17 protein-coding genes, 2 tRNA genes and 1 riboswitch are annotated in these 17,885 nt (G+C 56.6%); of the genes, 9 read left to right on the plus strand and 10 right to left on the minus strand.

Annotation, left to right across the window (positions count from 1 at the left end):
- Positions 1-53: 53 nt before the first annotated feature.
- Positions 54-1,064 carry a DUF128 domain-containing protein gene (locus Dform_RS06540; RefSeq protein WP_076004308.1) on the minus strand — a complete coding sequence of 337 codons (1,011 nt, stop codon included), beginning with the start codon at positions 1,062-1,064 and terminating at the stop codon, positions 54-56.
- 114 nt (positions 1,065-1,178) lie between these two features.
- Between Dform_RS06540 and mtaB the strand changes: the two genes are divergently transcribed.
- Positions 1,179-2,378 carry a tRNA (N(6)-L-threonylcarbamoyladenosine(37)-C(2))-methylthiotransferase MtaB gene (gene mtaB / locus Dform_RS06545; RefSeq protein ID WP_076005091.1) on the plus strand — a complete coding sequence of 400 codons (1,200 nt, stop codon included), beginning with the start codon at positions 1,179-1,181 and terminating at the stop codon, positions 2,376-2,378.
- Positions 2,379-2,440: 62 nt separating this feature from the next.
- Here the strand turns inward: mtaB and Dform_RS06550 are convergent, their stop codons facing one another.
- The 6 genes from Dform_RS06550 to Dform_RS06570 all read right to left on the minus strand — a co-directional run bounded on the left by Dform_RS06550 (position 2,441) and on the right by Dform_RS06570 (position 6,479).
- Complete coding sequence (locus tag Dform_RS06550; RefSeq protein WP_076004309.1) at positions 2,441-2,761, minus strand: CxxC-x17-CxxC domain-containing protein; 321 nt, start codon at positions 2,759-2,761, stop codon at positions 2,441-2,443.
- Positions 2,762-2,949: 188 nt separating this feature from the next.
- Entirely contained in the window at positions 2,950-3,405 is a 456-nt protein-coding gene (locus Dform_RS06555) for a GNAT family N-acetyltransferase (RefSeq protein ID WP_076004310.1), read from the minus strand.
- Positions 3,406-3,443: 38 nt separating this feature from the next.
- The gene (locus Dform_RS11745; protein WP_335583008.1) at positions 3,444-3,656 is read right to left on the minus strand and encodes a thioredoxin domain-containing protein; all 213 of its coding nucleotides are present in this window, start codon (positions 3,654-3,656) and stop codon (positions 3,444-3,446) included.
- Entirely contained in the window at positions 3,647-3,901 is a 255-nt protein-coding gene (locus Dform_RS11750) for a redoxin domain-containing protein (RefSeq protein WP_335583009.1), read from the minus strand. Before Dform_RS11750 ends, Dform_RS11745 begins: the two co-directional genes overlap by 10 nt.
- Positions 3,902-3,976: 75 nt before the next feature.
- Positions 3,977-5,926, minus strand: a complete 1,950-nt coding sequence (locus Dform_RS06565; RefSeq protein ID WP_076004311.1) for an ABC transporter ATP-binding protein — start codon at positions 5,924-5,926, stop codon at positions 3,977-3,979.
- A 58-nt stretch (positions 5,927-5,984) separates the two neighbouring features.
- Positions 5,985-6,479: an AAC(3)-I family aminoglycoside N-acetyltransferase gene (locus Dform_RS06570; RefSeq protein WP_076004312.1), complete on the minus strand. Its 495-nt coding sequence runs from the start codon at positions 6,477-6,479 to the stop codon at positions 5,985-5,987.
- Positions 6,480-6,603: 124 nt separating this feature from the next.
- On the opposite strand from Dform_RS06570, the gene Dform_RS06575 reads away from it, so the two are divergent.
- Positions 6,604-8,190: an MFS transporter gene (locus Dform_RS06575; RefSeq protein WP_076004313.1), complete on the plus strand. Its 1,587-nt coding sequence runs from the start codon at positions 6,604-6,606 to the stop codon at positions 8,188-8,190.
- A 229-nt stretch (positions 8,191-8,419) separates the two neighbouring features.
- Here Dform_RS06575 and Dform_RS06580 read toward each other — a convergent pair.
- Both Dform_RS06580 and Dform_RS06585 read right to left on the minus strand, forming a co-directional pair.
- Positions 8,420-8,495: transfer RNA gene (locus Dform_RS06580), tRNA-Arg, on the minus strand.
- 105 nt (positions 8,496-8,600) lie between these two features.
- Positions 8,601-8,676 (minus strand) — tRNA-His (locus Dform_RS06585).
- A gap of 100 nt (positions 8,677-8,776) precedes the next feature.
- Here Dform_RS06585 and prfA point away from each other — a divergent pair.
- The 7 genes from prfA (at position 8,777) to Dform_RS06620 (ending at position 15,621) form a co-directional block, all read left to right on the plus strand.
- Positions 8,777-9,847, plus strand: coding sequence for a peptide chain release factor 1 (prfA, locus tag Dform_RS06590; protein WP_076004314.1), 1,071 nt, complete (start codon positions 8,777-8,779; stop codon positions 9,845-9,847).
- Complete coding sequence (gene prmC, locus Dform_RS06595) at positions 9,844-10,677, plus strand: peptide chain release factor N(5)-glutamine methyltransferase (RefSeq protein ID WP_076004315.1); 834 nt, start codon at positions 9,844-9,846, stop codon at positions 10,675-10,677. The genes prfA and prmC overlap by 4 nt, the downstream gene beginning before the upstream one ends.
- Before the next feature lie 110 nt (positions 10,678-10,787).
- Positions 10,788-11,573: an electron transfer flavoprotein subunit beta/FixA family protein gene (locus Dform_RS06600; protein WP_076004316.1), complete on the plus strand. Its 786-nt coding sequence runs from the start codon at positions 10,788-10,790 to the stop codon at positions 11,571-11,573.
- Positions 11,574-11,629: 56 nt separating this feature from the next.
- The gene (locus Dform_RS06605; protein WP_083635382.1) at positions 11,630-12,586 is read left to right on the plus strand and encodes an electron transfer flavoprotein subunit alpha/FixB family protein; all 957 of its coding nucleotides are present in this window, start codon (positions 11,630-11,632) and stop codon (positions 12,584-12,586) included.
- A 96-nt stretch (positions 12,587-12,682) separates the two neighbouring features.
- Positions 12,683-12,821: riboswitch (molybdenum cofactor riboswitch) on the plus strand.
- 81 nt (positions 12,822-12,902) lie between these two features.
- Positions 12,903-13,820 carry an ABC transporter substrate-binding protein gene (locus Dform_RS06610; protein ID WP_083635488.1) on the plus strand — a complete coding sequence of 306 codons (918 nt, stop codon included), beginning with the start codon at positions 12,903-12,905 and terminating at the stop codon, positions 13,818-13,820.
- Positions 13,821-13,828: 8 nt separating this feature from the next.
- Positions 13,829-14,545, plus strand: a complete 717-nt coding sequence (locus Dform_RS06615; RefSeq protein WP_076004317.1) for an ABC transporter permease — start codon at positions 13,829-13,831, stop codon at positions 14,543-14,545.
- 2 nt (positions 14,546-14,547) lie between these two features.
- Complete coding sequence (locus Dform_RS06620; RefSeq protein ID WP_076004318.1) at positions 14,548-15,621, plus strand: ABC transporter ATP-binding protein; 1,074 nt, start codon at positions 14,548-14,550, stop codon at positions 15,619-15,621.
- A gap of 115 nt (positions 15,622-15,736) precedes the next feature.
- Here Dform_RS06620 and fusA read toward each other — a convergent pair whose 3' ends face one another.
- Positions 15,737-17,806, minus strand: coding sequence for an elongation factor G (gene fusA / locus Dform_RS06625; RefSeq protein ID WP_076004319.1), 2,070 nt, complete (start codon positions 17,804-17,806; stop codon positions 15,737-15,739).
- Positions 17,807-17,885: the final 79 nt, after the last annotated feature.

Here is a 17,885-nt window from a genome sequence, read left to right on the forward strand (position 1 = left end):
ATTTGAATATTGGGATTTGAAAATTTGTGTGGGATTTGTCTCTTGGTTATTGGTTATTTCTTGACTACATCCCAGAAACTTTGCAGGCTGTTGAAGTCCATCAGGCCGCTCATGGCGCGGTTACGGGTGCCGATCCCGGCCTCAGCCGCGGCAGCCACCGGGTTCAACCCGCCGCTGAGCACCAGCCCGACCTTGTTCAACCCGACGGGTACCTCGCAGACCGGCTTGCCGCTTTCACCCATGGCCACCAGGCCGCGAATGCCGGCTTTCTCCAGCTTGGCAAAAAGGTCTCTCACCAGCGGCAGACTCATGGCCGGAACCTCACGAAAATTAGCCAGAACCTTGCCTGCCCCGCGGCGGGCGGTTTCGCCGACCGCGGTCATCCGGCTGGCGATAAATATCTCCGAGGGGTCCAAAGAGGACCCGGAATAGTGGATGAGATCGGTGAACCGCCATGGCCGGTTTTGGCGGAACTGCAGCGTGCCGCCGAAACGTGAATCCATTGGCACGCCTGACTTGAGCAGCGTACCGTTGATCACGATGGAACACACCGTGGCAAAACCGACGTAACCCTGAGGCACCGGCAACCCGCCAAGCGATCCCCCGGCTTCAGCCACCGCCACCTTTTCGGCGACGCAGATACCGGCTTTGAACACCGGGATCATCGCCTTGAGCGCGTCCTTGAACTGATCGGCCTGGAACAGGGAGATGTTCACCGGAATAAGCCCGGACTGGGTTCCGGCATCGAAGGTGCTCTGGTAAGCCAGGAGTTCGATCTTGTCGGATACGAAGCCGACCTTGTCGGTAACCAGCGCGTTGGAAAGCTCGTCGAGGCCAGCCGTGGTGACACTCCGGCCGCTGCGCCGGGAAACCTTGGTGGTCAAGCCCTGCTCATCCAGCAGCCCCAGGTGGTAACGCACGGCGCGTTCCGAGAGTTCGATGCCGTATTCATCGCGCAGGCGCCGGGCGATAACCTGGCTCCCCAGCGACCCGGAGGAACTCCCCAGGACCCTCAGGATGGCCAGCTTTTCTCTTTCAACTTCGCGGCTGTCTATTTTAGCCATTTGACCTCAAATTGATACGGCAATTTAATAATTTTATTTGCCATTATACCACGGATTCAAGCAGCCAGGTCAATCTTCCGGCGTCGCGGGTATCATTTTTGATATAATGTGATCGTGGTAACCGTATATATAGAGACCCTCGGCTGCAAGCTGAACCAGGCCGAATCGGAGGTTATGCGCCGCGATTTAGCGGCGGCGGGTTACCGTATCGTTCAAGCCGTCGATAACGCCGACGTCCTGCTTCTGAACACCTGCACCGTCACCGGTGTTGCCGACCGCAAGGCAATGCAAGCCGTGCGCTCGGCGATCAAGGCCAATGCCAGGTTAAAGGTCATCATTACCGGCTGCTACGTTGAACGGGACGCAGAAACGTTAACAAAACTGCCCGGAATCCTGGCGACACTGGGAAATGACGCCAAGAATAACATCGCCAGTGAGTTTGAACGCCTTGGATTCGCCCCTTCTGAAGTTCCTTTCGAAGCCGAAGCGGGCCGGACGCGCTCCATGGTCAAAATTCAGGACGGCTGCGATCACCGGTGCTCCTACTGCGTCGTCCCACTGGTCAGGTCCCTCAAAAGCTGCGTTCCCGCGGGAACCATCGTCGAACAGATCAAAGCGCGGCAGGCCGAGGGTTTCCGTGAGGTAGTCCTCACCGGCACGGAAATCGGGGAATATGCCTGCGATGGGCTGGACCTGGCGGGACTGCTAAAAAGAATCCTCCTGGAGACGGGGATCGAACGTATCCGGATTTCGTCGCTTCAGCCCCAGGAAGTGACTCCGGAACTTATCAGGCTGTGGGATAACCCGCGCCTGTGCCGGCATTTCCATCTTTCTCTGCAGAGCGGTTCCGACGCCGTCCTGGGGCGCATGAGACGGCGATATAACACGGCAGGCTACCTTTCGGCGGTTAAACTTATACGGGACATCGTGCCGGAAGCGGCGGTCACCACCGACATTATCGCCGGGTTCCCCGGCGAGACCGATGCCGAGTTCGAAGACAGTTTCAGGTTCATTGAGCAGATCGGCTTCTCACGCCTGCATGTTTTTCCGTATTCTCCCCGCCCCGGCACCCTTGCCGCCTCGATGCCCGACCAGGTTGAGCACAGTGCCGTTAAACCCCGGGTAGCCCGGCTGCTGAAACTGGGGCGGCAGTGCGAAGCCTGGTTCAAGGGGAAATTCAAAGGACAATTCCTTGAAGTCCTGGTCGAGGCCCGTGAAGAGGGCAGGTGGGTGGGCTACACCGACAATTATATCCGTGTGTCGGTTGACAGCGACGAAGACCTGGAAAACCGGATCGTCCCGATAAAATTATAAAGCCCGGAAATGACTGAGGCGCCTCTTGCGAGGCGCCTCAGATTTTTGCTTTTTAGTTCAAACTACCGGGTCGGCGGTTTGATCTTGCGGAAGCAATCGCTGCAGTAGACGGGCTTGTCGCCACGGGGCTGGAACGGAACCTGGGTGTTCTGACCACAGGCTGCGCACACGGCCGGGTACATCTGAGCCCTCTGACCGCCGCCGAAACTGCCGCCACCCATTCCGGTGCTGCCACCACGCTCGGCTTTGCGAGCGGCGCGGCAGGACGGGCAGCGCTTGGGTTCATTGGTATAACCCTTGGAACGGAAAAACTCCTGATCCTCAGCGCTGAAGGTGAAGGTAGTGCCGCAATCGGTGCACTGGATCTGCTTGTCCTGAGCCATTGTATGACCTCCTCTCTTAAAACTCGTTGTGAGAGTTGCGGTCATCTATACTTAGGCTCGAGGCGCGGTAATAATGACACGAACTGAACAACTATCCTTCAATATAACGCATCACGTAGCGGTTGTCAATAGGCCAATCACGAAAGGGATAAAGACGGCGAAAATTATGGGGCATGGAAACAGACGGCTCAAAGTTCCAGTTGGAAAACCTTGATGGTGTCGAGCATTCTGCCGCCCATCCTGCGATAGAAGTCATGGGCCGGGGTGTTCCAATCGAGCGCCGTCCATTCCACCGCGCCGCAGCCCCGATCCCGGGCCAGTTCGACCATTGCCCGGAATAGCGCTTTACCGGCACCGCGGCCTCGATCTTCCGGTAGGACAAAGAGATCTTCGATGTAAAGTTTCGGTTTTGCCCGGAAACTGCCGAAGGTCTCGAACACTACGGCACAACCGACGGCGCGCCCGCCAAATTCCGCGAGATAAGCTTCGAAACGGGGGTTTATGGAGGACATTTCCTCGGTTAGCCGCTGCCGGCCCGCCGCGTCCGGCGGAGTCAACCGCTCGTATTCGGCAAGGGCTACCAGAAGGCTGATGACGGCGCCCGAGTCTCCGGGACCGGCGCGGCGGACGGTGATTTCAGACATAGCGCCAATCTTAAGGCAAAGGTGCCCGGCGATACAACTTACTTCCCCCGCGCCACCGCCGCCAGGACTTCATCCATATCGGGGGCGTGGTCGATGTTGTATTCTTTGGCGAAGATGACCTTGCCCTGCTCGTCCAGGACCACGTTGGCCCGGTTGGCGAAACCCTCGGATTCGAGAAACAGTCCGTACTTGCGCGAAACTTCGCCGTGGGGCCAGAAATCCGAGAGCAGCCTGGTATGTTTTATCCCCATTGATTTGGCTGGGCGTTCTTGGTCGGGACGGTGTCGATGCTGATGCCGAATGCCACGGCATTCAATTCAGCCAGTCTCTGAAAGTTTCGTTCAAGAGACAGCATTTGCTCCTGGCAAACGTTGGTCCAGGCCAGGGGGTGGAAGGAAAGAAGAACTTTTTTGCCGCGATATTTGGAAAGAGTGACCGGGTTGCCGTCCTGGTCTTTCAAGGTAAAATCCGGGGCCTCAGTTCCTGTCTTGATCATCAAAAATGCCTCCCCAAACGGATAAATGCTCTTAAGAGACATTGTAACCGCTGCGGCGATGAGCGCAAAACAGGATTAACCGTTGGCCGGGAGGCCGGCCTTGCTGCCGTGGAACTGGGTTTCGTACAGGCGGGCGTAGAGTCCGCCGCGCGCCAGCAACTCCTGATGCGTTCCCCGCTCGATGATCTGCCCCCGGTCCATAACGAGGATGAGGTCCGCCGCCAGGATGGTCGAGAGGCGGTGGGCGATGACGATGCTGGTCCGCCCGGTCATCACCCGTTTTAATGCTTCCTGGATAAGGGCCTCGGATTCGGAGTCCAGCGAACTGGTGGCCTCGTCGAGGACCAGGATGCGAGGATCCTTGAGAATGACCCGCGCCAATGCGATGCGCTGTTTCTCGCCGCCGGAAAGCCGGTAGCCGCGTTCACCGACTACGGTATCGTATCCTTGGGGCAAACCCATGATGAAGTCGTGGATGTTGGCCGCCTTCGCCGCCGATTGGACCTGGGCTTGAGTGGCGTCCGGATCGGCGTACAACATGTTGACCCTGATGGTGTCGTGGAACAGGAAGGTTTCCTGGGTGACCATGCCTATCTGGTTAGCCAGAGAATCAAGGGTGACGTCGCGCAGGTCGTGGCCGTCGATCAATATCCGGCCGCCGGTGGGATCGTAAAGCCGGGGAATCAGGTAGGTGAGCGTCGTTTTTCCGGCGCCGCTGGGACCGACCAGGGCCACCAGTTGCCCCGGTTCGGCGCGGAAAGAGATATGGTCCAATACTTGCTCGCGCGCCTGGGTTGCCGGGGCCTTTTCGGTTTCCCCGTTGACCGGTTTTTCGGTCTGGGCGCCGCCCGATAAGACGGCCACCACGTCCTGCATCTGGCCGAACCGCTTGACGTCCTTCAACAGTCCCCTGTCAGCCCGGGAGTACTTGAAGCTTACGTCGTCGAGTTCAAGAACACCCCGGACGTCCTGGAGACACAATGCCTGGGGTTTTTCCGCAATCTCGTGCGGCAGGTCCAGCACCTCGAACACTCTCTCAAAGCTGACCATCGAAGTGGCAAAGTCCACCGGGGCGTTGGTCAGGTTTTGTAAAGCTGAATAAAGGCTGCCCAGGTAAGCCGCCATGGCCACGATGGTGCCGATGGTCAGACTGCCTTTAATCACCAGATAGCCGCCCAGTCCGTACACCAGGGCCACGCCGATGGCGCTGATCAGGCCGATGCTGGCGAAGAAAAGCATGCCGGTAACGGCGCGCCGCACGCCAGAATCCCGCACCGCCGCCGCCCTTTCCTTGAACCTCTCATCTTCCGTTTTGGCTCGGCCGAAAAGCTTCACCAAAAGGGCGCCTGAGATATTCAGCAGTTCGTGCATGACCGCGTTCATCTTGGCATTGAAGTCCAGCTGTTCCCTGGCGATATTCTGTAAACGCCGGCCGAGGTTTCTGGCGGCGACTAAAAAGAGCGGCAGGATGACGATGGACAAAAGCGTCAGCCGCCACTCCAAGCTGAACATGACTATCAGAAGCGCCACCGTCTGGATGAAACTGGATACTATGCCGACCATGGTGTTGCTGATGGCGTTCTGCGCACCGACGACATCGTTATTGAGGCGGCTCATCAGTTCACCGACTTTGGTATTGGTGAAAAAATTGAGCGCCATCCTCTGGAGGTGGGAGAACAGGGCCACCCGAAGGTCGTAAACCACACCCTCACCCACCCGGGCGTTGATCCTGCGCAAAAGCACAGTCAGACTGCTGGTGGCTAACGGCAGGGCAACGAGAGCGGCTACCAACCACCACAATTGCGAGAGATTGCGTTCCTTCAGGGTAACGTCGATGAGCTGGCGCAGAATGAGGGGCATCAACAGCGATAAGCCGGCAACGACAATAGTGATAGCGAACATCACTAAGATCAGCCTGGTGTAAGGCCGGGCATAGCCCATTACCCGTTTTAAGAGACCGCGGGTGACTTTGGGCTTCTCATCGGGGGAGCTCAACGAATAAGGGAAACCGTGAACCATCGACATGATGTATTATGTTAACACAAATGGCTTCCGGGTTGCTTGATGCCTGTATCGCCGTCCGCTATGTCATGGGTATATCGAAGTTGAGTACCTCTTCGCCTTCGCCCAGTGATTCGTAGAGTCGAATCGCCGCGGTATCCATTTTGTCCGCCTGGACGAAAATAATGTAAGCGCCGGTTGCCCTGCCTATCGATTTCAATTTTGTGATCAGCGACTTGGCAACTCCCCGCCTCCGGTGGCGTTCGGCAACCGCCAGGTCGTAAATATAGATCTCCTTGCGTTCCTGCTCGAATTTTTCCAATACGTAAGCGGCCAGACCGCCGATCACTTCCTCTCCAATGAAAGCCACCAAAACGATAAATTCCGTTTTATCCAGGAGATTCTTCAGATAGGCTTCGCTCGGAGCATTCCCCTGGTAGGTCGCAGGCTCCTTGAAAGCTTCGCCAAATACCTTCAGCAGGGCATTCATTTCAGGTAAATCGAGCCCGGTTAAACGACGGTAGGTATATTTCAAACGTCGCGCCTCAGTTTTTACGTTCCCCACTAAGAATACCATGTGGTCATAAAAACCCTGTGTGCCCCCTTGGAACACCGGGAACCCCTCAGTCTGACTCTGTGACCCATCTTCTTCGCATAAGGCTGTTTTTCGACGAGCCGGCTGTTTCTGGTACATTGGTATCATGGCAGGAGAAAATCCGGCAGGCACCTCTTCCTCCGGGCTGTTCAAGCTCACCGAAAATTCCGGGCGATGGTTGCTGGCGACGACCACCATCGCCAGCGGCATGACCTTCCTCGTCGGTTCCGCCATCGGGGTTGCCTTGCCGGTAATCCAATCCTATTTCAACGCCCCTCTTTCCGGCATCCAGTGGGTTGCCAGCGCGTATTTGGTGTCGTTGTCAGCCCTCATTCTCATTGGAGGCGCACTCGGCGATCATTTCGGACGCAAACGGATATTCAACGTCGGCGTCATCATATTTTTTGTCGGAGAAGCTCTGTCATCGGCGTCTCCTGATATCGGTTTCTTGATCGCTTTCCAAGGATTAGCCGGAATCGGTTCGGCGCTGATGGTGCCTCAGAGCCTCGCCATTATCAATGCCAGTTTTGTTTCTTCGGAACGCGGGCGGGTCATCGGGCTTTGGGCAGGCCTTTCCGGGGCGGTATCGGCGGGAGCGCCATGGATCGGAGGTTTGCTGACACAGATTTCCTGGCGGGCGGTATTTTTCATCCCGCTGCCGCTTTGCTTTCTCATCTTGTGGCTGTCACGCAGGTACATTCCTGAAAACCCCACCAGGGCGGAACGTCCGCCAAACTGGTGGCTGTCCATCTCCATTTTTGCGGGGCTGGCCGCCATCACCTTCGCCCTTATTGAGGCTCCGGTCTGGGGATTCACCGACCCCCCAATCATCGCGGCGATGGTTGCCGGCGCGATGCTCCTCGTACTTTTCGCTGTATTGGACCGCCGGTTCGCCCGGCCGATCCTGCCTCCTTCGTTATTCAAGTCGCCCCTGGTGACGGGGGCGAACCTGGCAACGCTGCTCCTGTATTTTTCATTGAACGGGACGATCTATTTCACCGTGCTTAACCTCCAACAGGTCCAGGGGTTCTCGCCGTCCACCGCCGGACTGAGCCTGCTGCCTTCAGTGCTCATCATCATGCTGTTGTCAGGCGCTTTCGGCAGCCTGGCCGACAGGATCGGTCCGCGAACCCAGATGATCGCCGGGCCGCTTGTGGTGGCATCCGGCATCGGGCTGCTGGCCTTATCAGGCGTCCGAGCCAATTACTGGATAACCTTTTTCCCCGGTCTTGTCCTGATCGGCCTGGGGATGTCGGCGGTGATAGCGCCTTTAACCAAATCCGCGCTTTCGGTCAACGAGACCGCTTCCGGCGCCGCCTCCGGGCTGAACAACGCCGTAGCGCGCATCGCGGCGCTGCTGGCGGTGGCTTTGCTGGGCGCGGTGATGGCGACGGTGTTTTCAACAAGGCTGGAACAAGCCATAGATAACACCAGCCTTTCGTCTTCGCAGCGGCAGGAGATACTTGACCAGTCGGAGAAGGTCGGAGCGGTGGTGATCCCGGCCGATTTCGGGAACGAGGCTCGAATGTCCGCCGAGTCAGCGGTGAAGAGTTCTTTTGTCTACTCGTTCCGATGGGTCATGGGCACCGCCGGGGTGCTTGCCGTCGGGGCGGCCGGGGTTTCATTCGTTACGATACACAATCCGCGTGGACAAGGCGAGCCACCTGAATATCGGGGGCGGAAGAAGACGTAGTTGGCGCGCCTGAAGGGATTCGAACCCTTGGCCCTCGGTTTCGAAGTTCTGCGAAAAGTATCTACACATTCACTGGGATTCTATGCGGTTCTACCGGTTGGAACGTAAAAACCAAAATTTCCGGCCCCGCCTTAACCGAGTGTTTTCAAAAAAGACGACAAGAAAGACGACATAATCTTTATGGTAAACAAAAAGCCCCCGACTTTGGGGGCTTTTAGCTTTATTTCAGTGGCGCGCCTGAAGGGATTCGAACCCTTGGCCCTCGGTTTCGAAGACCGATGCTCTATCCACTGAGCTACAGGCGCTTGTACGATAATAAACACTGACCAAGAAACAAGCACCAGCCGGTCTATTGTTGAATTCTGATAGGTTTGGTTTATTGTATCTTGTATCTTGGTTATTCAAAGTAGTGGGGTGGGTAGTGGGATTCGAACCCACGGTCTTCAGGGCCACAACCTGACGCCTTAACCACTCGGCTATACCCACCGCGCAAAAAAAGATTATACCCATTTTTGCGTACTTATTTCAATCGAAGCCGCCATGGGAAGGTGAGAAGGCATGCCGGTACGTGATATAATTTGAGATTATGCTAGAACAACTTGAAAAAATAGAGCGGCGGTTCAACGAGATCGAGCAGGCAATCGCCTCGCCCGAAGTCGCCGCCGACATCCCCCAGCTCACCCGGCTGGCCAAGGAACGCGCCGGCCTCGAAGAGATCGTCGGCCTGTACCGGAAATACCAGCGAACCGAGAAAGCCTACGATGACACCCAGCACCTTCTCGAGACAGAGCAGGACGAAGAAATGCTGGACTTGGCGCGGGAGGAACACCGCAGCCTCAAGGAACAGAAAGAAGCCCTTTACGAAGAACTCAAGATAGCCTTGCTGCCGAAAGACCCGAACGCGGACCGCAACATCATCATGGAGATCCGCGCCGGCACCGGCGGCGACGAAGCCAAGCTTTTTGCCGCCGACCTCTTCCACATGTACACCCGGTATGCCGAATCCAAGGGATGGAAGGTCGATGTTATCGATCTTACCGAATCGTCTGCCGGCGTCTTCAAAGAGGTCATCTTCGAGGTCGACGGCGAGGACGTTTATTCCCGCCTCAAATTCGAAAGCGGCGTGCACCGGGTCCAGCGCGTGCCGACCACCGAAGCCGCCGGCCGCATCCATACCTCAACGGCCACGGTGGCTGTCCTGCCTGTCGCCGAGGAAGTGGACATTTCAATCAACCCCGATGAGATCCGGACCGACATCTTCCATTCCGGCGGCGCCGGCGGCCAAAACGTCAACAAGGTAGCCACGGCAGTCCGACTTACCCACCTGCCCACCGGTCTGGTGGTCATCTGCCAGGACGAACGCTCCCAGCTCAGAAACCGCCAGAAGGCGATGGACGTGCTGCGGGCGCGGTTACTGGCCATCGAGCAGGAAAAGAAAGACGCCGAGATGATCGATACCAGACGGTCGCAGGTCGGCACCGCGGAGCGGTCTGAGAAGATCCGGACCTACAACTTCCCCCAGGATCGCCTGACTGACCACCGCATCGGCCTTTCGGAGCATAATCTGCCCAAGATCATGGACGGCGACCTGGATGATATCATCGACGCGCTGGCGACCGATGAACAGGCGCGGCTGCTTCAATCCGCGGGTATATGAACCTCGGCCAGGCTCTTGAATCAGGCGCGGCGAGGCTAAAAGGGCCCCTTGCCCGTTCCGATGCCGAGATCATGCTCCGCCACGTTACCGGCCTGTCCCGCACCGATTTGTTGCTTCAAGCGAACCGGGAAATTGACCCGGAATCGGCAAAAACCTATCTTGATCTCGTCGACCGCCTCAGAGAGGGCGAGCCATTGCAATATCTGACGGGACATATCGAGTTCTACGGACTGGATTTTTATGTAAACCCAGCGGTCTTGATCCCCCGGCCTGAAACCGAGGTCATGGTTGAAAAAGCCATCGAAATCGGCCGAAACTATCCCTTCCCGACCATCGCCGATATCGGCTGCGGCTCCGGCGCCGTCGCCGTTACCCTGGCTAAGCACCTGCCCCAATCCAAAATCATCGCCCTCGATATCTCCACGACCGCGATCGACCTTGCGCAGCGCAACGCGTCGAAAAATGACCTCGACAACATCGAATTCATCGAGAGTGATCTGCTCGGCGCCGTTTCCGATCATCATTTCGACATCCTCTGCGCCAACCTGCCCTATGTCCCCACCGTCGAGGCAAAGACCAACGGTTTTGAGCCGCAACTCGCCCTGGACGGCGGACCGGACGGGCTGGATGTCATCCGCCGACTGGTCCGGCAAATCGCGTCGCGAGAAGATAAACCAGAGTGGCTGTTACTGGAATTCGGCACCGGGCAGGGCGCCGCGGTAAAGTTTATACTCGATGCCTCTCTACCGGGCAGCCAGACTCAGGTTCTCCGAGACTTCGTCCCGCTAGATCGTGTCTCGGTTACCCGCTTAACCCTCCGTTCGTCCTGAGCCTGTCGAAGGATGAACAGCGGGCATAGTATTTGACCCCTACCCGCCGCCGGTGCTAAATTAACCGCGCCATTGAGCAATCGTTCAATGATTAACCGAGGAGATTCGCCTTGGATATTATCGTCCTGGTCAAGCAGATCCCCGATCCAGAAATTCCCCCCGCCAGCTTCAAAATTGATGCCGCGACGAATAAGGTTGTTCCTCCGGCCGGCGTCGCCCCGGTCATCGACCCGTATTCGGAGCACGCCCTTGAGGCTGCCTTAAGGTTGAAAGACGCCAACCCCGGCAGCGTCATCAAGGTGCTGAGCCTGGGTGCCAATTTGAACAAGGAACTTCTGAAAAAGGCCCTGGCGCTCGGCGCAGATGAACTCATCCTGATCGATGACCCCGCTTACGCCGACCTTGACGCCCCGGCGACCGCCGGAGTCATGGCGTCAGCAGTCAAGAAGATCGTCAAGTTCGATATCATTCTGACAGGCCGCGCCGCGGCCGATTGGGACGCCGGGCAGACCGGCTTGCTGCTGGCAGGCAGCTTGAACGCCCCGGCCGTGTCTCACGCAAGAAAAGTGGAGTTCTCCGGGGGCAAACTCCGCGTCGAGCGCGTCGTTTCCGACGGTTATGATGTAATCGAATCAGCGATTCCGGCGGTCATCACCGTTTCCTCGGAAATCGGTAAATTGCGTTTGCCCAACATCAAGGGCGTCCTGGCTGCCAAGAAGAAGGAACCGGTCTACTGGAAAGCCGCCGATCTCGGCGCGGCGCCCGGTCGAAAGGTAAAACTCGTCAGGCTCTATCAGCCCCAGCGCGAAGCCAGCTGTGAACTTATCCCCGGCGCCACGCCGGAGGAACAGGGAATCAACCTGGCACTCAAACTCCGCGAACTAAAACTGATTTGATTTCGCATTGTCCACGACCGCCGTGGTTGAGGGATTAAACGAGAGGATGAAATTCAATGGACATATTGATTATCGCCGAGGTTAAAGACGGGGCGCTGTCGCCGGTTTCCACCGAACTGTTCACCGCCGCCAGGACAATCTCGGCCGATTCCAGGGTCAGTGTTGTCGCCATCGGCAATGGGGTTAAATCTGCCGTTCTTTCCCTGGCAAACCTCGGCGCGTCCGTAGTATTCCTCGCCGAACCCCGGGACCTGACCCCGCAACTCGCCGTATCTTTCATCGGAAAGGCGGCCGCTGAGTCAAGGGCTGCCGTCATTTTGATGGCTGAGAGCGATCTGGGGGCCGATATCGCCCCGCAATTGGCTTCCAAGCTTGGCACCGCGGCTGTCACCGGCGTCGTCGCCCTGCGGAATGACAATGGACAGTTAATTATCACCCGCCCTGTCTATGGCGGCAACGCCATGGCGGATTTCACTATCGATACCGAACCCCAAATCATTTCCATTCGTCCCAAGGTTTTTGCCCCGGCTGCCTCAGGTGGGAACCAGACGGCCGAGACCATCGAACTGGCCGCTGAGTCTCCGGCTAATATCCGCGTTATCGAGCATGTCGCCGTTCAACAGCAGGGACCCAGGATAGAAGAAGCCAAGGTCGTCGTCGGCGGAGGGCGCGGTCTGGGTGGGCCGGAGGGGTTTACCCAGCTGAAACAACTTGCTGATCTCCTCGGCGGGGTTGTCGGCGCTTCCCGTCCCCCCTGCGACCAGGGCTGGTGGCCCGAAACCGGCCAGATCGGCATCACGGGCAAGATTATTTCACCGGATCTCTATATCGCTGTGGGCATCTCCGGTTCCTCACAGCATGTCTCCGGAGTGACGGGCAGTAAAACCATCGTGGCTATCAATAAAGACGCCGAAGCCAACATTTTCAAGGCAGCGACCTACGGTGTCACTGGCGACTGGAAAAAGGTAGTCCCGGCGTTGACGGTTAAAATAAAGGAATTGACTGGCGGTTAAGGACATCCGGTTTTATCTTGACCTATTTTTGAACCTTTAATTAATTTTTGTAATCCATATTGACGGTACTAGTACCGTATGTTAATATCATACCAGTGAAATATCTGTCTCCGAGCCTGGCAACCTAAATCTCACGACATGGTTGAAAGGCCAGCGGGCGGGCAACCGCCCCAAGGGTAGCGCCGGAAACGGCACCGCCTCCCGCGGTTTGGAAAGGAGAGAAAGCAATGACCGGATTCTCGGTTGTCCGCGCACCTCCCTGACAAAAAGAGGTGCTTTTCTTTTTTGTCCGAATATTACTTTTGAGGTGAGAAATTTGAAGAAGAATAGATGGTTGCGGATTTCGGGTTTCGTTTTGTCCGCGGTTCTGGTCCTGGGCTCGATAGCGGGCTGCTCCAACACCCCCGGGACGACCTCCACCCCGACTACGACCGACCAGGGCGTGGGTGTATTGAAGCCAGCTTCCCGGCTGAAAGTGGCCACCACCAGTTCGCTGTATGACACCGGCCTTTGGGCGCTCCTTGAACCCATGTTCGAGAAGGAATACGGTGTCGAGGTTGACGTTCTCTACGCGAATACCGGTATCGCCATCCAGTACGGTCAGCGCGGCGATGTCGATATCATCACCGTACATGACAAGGCGCGCGAACTGACATTTATCGCCGACGGTTACGGCACAACCCGCAGTGCCTTCGCTTATAACTATTTCGTCATCGTGGGACCCGCCTCAGATCCCCTGGGCCTCAAGGGTCTCTCCGCTGAGGAAGCCTTCAAAAAACTGGCCGCCTCCAAGACAACGCCATTTGTTTCCCGAGGTGACAGTTCCGGCACCCATTCCAAGGAGCAGGCAATCTGGAAAGCTGCCGGATTCAACTACACCGATATTCGTAACTCCGGCGCATGGTATGTTGAAGCTGGCCAGGGTATGGGGCCTACCCTCCAACTAGCTGCCCAAAAACAGGCCTATACGCTTTCTGATGTTGGGACTTTCCTTGCGTATAAAAGCCAGACCGGTTTAACGTCAATCGTCGACAAGGGCTCGATATTGCTGAATGTCTATGCCGCCATCCCCGTAAATCCTGCTAAAGTGGCAGTCACCAACAGTGCTATGGCTACAAAAATGGCAGAGTGGTTGATGTCACCAGCAATTCAAAAAATTATCGGCGATTATGGTGTCAAGGACTTCGGCACGCCGCTGTTCACGCCCTGCGCCGGTAATGAACCGACCGGTTAGGATATACGTTGGAAGAAATTTGGCTGGGTCTTCAACGGGCGGTCGAATTGATCCTAACGGCCGACCAGGATGTAAAGGAAGCCGCTTGGCGGTCGCTGAGTATTTCAGCGACCGCCAGCGTCATCGCAGCCATTATTTCGTTACCACTGGGCTCACTTATCTTCCACAGTTCTTTCCCTGGCAAGCGGTTGCTCATCAGTTTCATCCACACCCTGTTCAGCCTGCCCACGGTGCTTGTTGGCTTGTTTGTCTTCCTGCTGTTCTCCCGGTCTGGACCTCTAGGTGAATTTGGGTTGTTGTTCACCCCGACCATCATGATTATCGGCCAGGCTTTGCTGGTAACACCGCTTATGCTTGGTCTGGTGATCTCGGCGCTCGCTGGCATAGATCGCCTCGCTAAAGAAACCGCTATTGCTCTTGGCGCCAACCGGTGGCAAATGAGCATTCTTATGGTCAAGGAAGCCCGATATGCCATCTTCACGGCTTTCATCCTGGGTTTTGGCAGAGCTATCTCGGAAGTAGGCCTCGCACTCATGGTCGGCGGCAACATCCGTGGTTTCACACGGGTGCTCACCACCGCGATCTCACTGGAGACGAGCAAAGGCGATATTGAATTATCGCTGGCCATGGGCATCATTCTCCTTGCCATCGCTCTGTTCATCAACCTGGTGTTATCCTGGCTGCAACAGCGCGGCGCCGTCATTAAAACGAGGCCAGTGGTCTAAATATGAACATTCTCGAAGCCCGGGACGTACGGCACCATTATGGCGACAGCGAAATTTTGAAAGGTATCACGTTATCCATCGAAACCGGTGAGACGGTGGCCGTGATCGGTCCCAGCGGCGCCGGTAAAAGCACCATCCTCCGGTTACTCGATTTGCTGGAATCCCCATATTCAGGCTCGATCAGCGTCGGCGGGGAATTGGTGAATAAAAGTAATCGATTGTCACTGAGACGGAAAATGTCTTTCGTCCATCAAAAACCTTTGGTATTTTCTACCAGCGTATTTGACAATATTGCCCAGCCATTGCGATGGCGTGGAGCTGATAAGCAGATCATTGGAGAACGTGTCACCGAAGCGCTTCATCTGGTTAATCTTGACGGTTTCGAATCGCGCCAGGCTAAAACGCTCTCCGGCGGCGAGACCCAGAGGGTGGCCCTGGCTCGAGCCCTGGTCACCGATCCAGAGGTCATGTTCCTCGATGAGCCGACCGCCAATCTCGACCCAAATTCGACGACGATGGTGGAAACCCTGGTCGCCGACATTATCCACCGGCGCAATCTGACTGTGGTCATGGCGACTCACGACCTGTCTCAAGGGCAGCGGCTTGCGGATCGCATCGGTGTGATCATGAAAGGCAGGTTGCTTCAGATCGGTAAAAGCGCGGATATATTCATGGCACCGGTTAGCCGTGAGGTTGCCGAGTTCATCGGCATCGGAAATATACTCACCGGTACGGTCTCAGATAACGAGGATGGACTTTTCACCGCGGAGATCGAGGGGCGAAAGTTACAGGGAAGCGGTACCTTTGAAAATGGCACCAGGGTGAATTTATTCATCCGCCCTGAGGATATCACAATCGCCACCATGGAAAATCCGTGTTCCAGCGCCCGTAACCGTGTCGAGGGTTCAATTTCGCATTTGAGCATCATTGGTCCTCTGGTTCGATTAGAGATTGATTCCGGATTCAAACTGCTGGCGGTGGTAACGCGTCAATCAGCTGAAGATCTGAAACTGGCCATCGGACAAATGGTTTGCGCAAGCTTCAAAGCCACCGCCATTCACGCCGTCAAAGCGTAAGTCGGGTCCGAAGGAATTAACAACGAGGGAGGGGCTTTCGCCCCTCCCTTTTGAATTTGGTATTTCGAAATTCGGATTTGTTTCGGATTTCGATATTCGGGTTTCGTACTTGGGGTTAATGTGCGGCTTGAGCCGCCGCCACCTCAGCAGCCCTGTCCGCCACCAGTTTCTGGGTCAGGTGTGACGGCACCTGCTGGTAGTGGTCGAACTTCATGGTGAAATGCCCCCTGCCGTGGGTCAGGCTCTTCAGGTCAATGGCGTAGCGCTGAACTTCGGCTAAAGGCGCCATCGCATCGATGAGCGTCTTTTCGCCCTCGGGATTAAGCCCCTGGACCTGGGCGCGCTTGGTATTGAGATCTCCGATGATGTCGCCCACGACGCTCGAAGGCACGGAAATACGCATCGTGACCATAGGTTCCAGCAGCACCGGCCCTGAGGCTTCCATACCCTTCTTCAAGGCGCCGGCCCCGGCGATCTTGAAGCAGATTTCGGAAGAGTCGACCGGGTGGAAGCTGCCGTCGCACAGGGTAGCCCGGAGATCGACGATCGGGAAGCCCAGCGAACCGCCTTCCTGCACCGCTTCCTTGATGCCTTTTTCGACGGCGGGGATGTAGTTGCGCGGAACGGCGCCGCCGACCACCTTGTCCACGAATTCCACGCCGGAACCCGCGGGTAGCGCCTCCACCTCAAGCACGACATGCCCGAATTGACCGTGGCCGCCGGTCTGCTTTTTGTGGCGGTACTCCGCCCGGGCTGAACTTGTGATGGTTTCCTTGTAAGGTACTCTCGGCGGCTTCAAATCGACGGCAACGCCGTACTTGCGCGCCATTTTTTCCGCCATGACGTCCAATTGGGTGTCGCCTAATCCCACCAGGATCGTTTCAGAGGTGTCCGCATCCCGATGGCTCTGAAGAGTCGGGTCCTCTTCGAGGATCTTGGCAATGGCCTGTCCCAGTTTGTCTACGTCAGCCTTAGACTTGGGGTGAGCGGCCACAGCGAAGGTGGGCGTCGGGAACACGATGGGAGCGATCACCAGCGGGGAATCATGCATGGCTAACGTGTCGTTGGTGAAAGTAATGGCGCACTTAGCCACGGCGCCAATATCCCCGGCGCCCAGTTGAGCCACCGGTTCCTGGTTCTTACCCCGCATGACGTACAGTTGCCCGATTCTTTCATCGGCGTTCCTGGTGGCATTCCACACATGTGAATTACTCACCAGAGCGCCCCGGAACACGCGGAAGAAGGTCAGCTTGCCCACGTACGGGTCTGCGGTCGTCTTAAAGATTAGTGCTTCCAACGATCCGGATTCGGAAGATTTTAATGTCCCGCCGCCGGCCAGGGCGACTTCGCGATTTTCAGGCGAAGGCATGAAATTGACGATAAAATCCAGCAGTTGATCGATCCCGGTATTGGTGAGCGCCGAGGCGCACAGGATGGGAACGATCTCACCGGCGGCGACGGCTTTCTTTAACCCGTTGACCACTTCCTCCGGGGTGAGTTCCTGCCCGTTCAGAAATTCTTCGATCAGGGTGTCGTCCTGCTCGGCTATTGCCTCGACAAGTTTACTACGATAATCCGCGGCCGGCGCCTCGCTGCCTTCCGGCATGGGCGCTTCAACAGCCGGATGAGCCCCGTTGTAGGATTTCATATTTATCAGATTGACCACGCCCTTGAAATCCTTGAACGAGCCTACCGGGATGTTTACCGGCAGGCACTTATGGCCGAATTTGGCCTGGATAGAATTTACGACGTTGTCGAAATTGATATTCTCGCGGTCCATTTTGTTGATTACGAAGCACCGCGGCAGTTTGGCTCCCTCGGCCAGGTCCCAGGCAGTCTCAGTGCCGACTTCGACGCCCGATGATGCCGCCACCGGTATGATCACAGACTCTGCGACTCTAACCGCCGCCGCTGCCTCCCCGGCAAAATCGGCGTAACCCGGCGCGTCCAGCAGATTGACCTTGGTTTTTTGCCATATAAAAGGCAGAAGCGAAAGACTTATACTGATCTTTCGCTTCACTCCCTCGGGATCGAAATCGGACGCCGTTGTCCCGTCATCGACTTTCCCCATTCGGCTGATTGCCCCGGCGCTGTAGAGCGCTGCTTCGGCCAGGGTGGTTTTTCCGGCGCCGCTGTGAGACAGCAGCGCCACATTTCGGATGCCGGCTATGCCATAGTTCTCCATGCAACACCTGCCCTGTATTTAATCATTAGCGGCTATTATAACCACGCACCGACGTTAGGGCAAATTACCCAGATTGCGC

The sequence above is a fragment of the Dehalogenimonas formicexedens genome, from assembly GCF_001953175.1.
GTDB lineage: Bacteria > Chloroflexota > Dehalococcoidia > Dehalococcoidales > Dehalococcoidaceae > Dehalogenimonas > Dehalogenimonas formicexedens.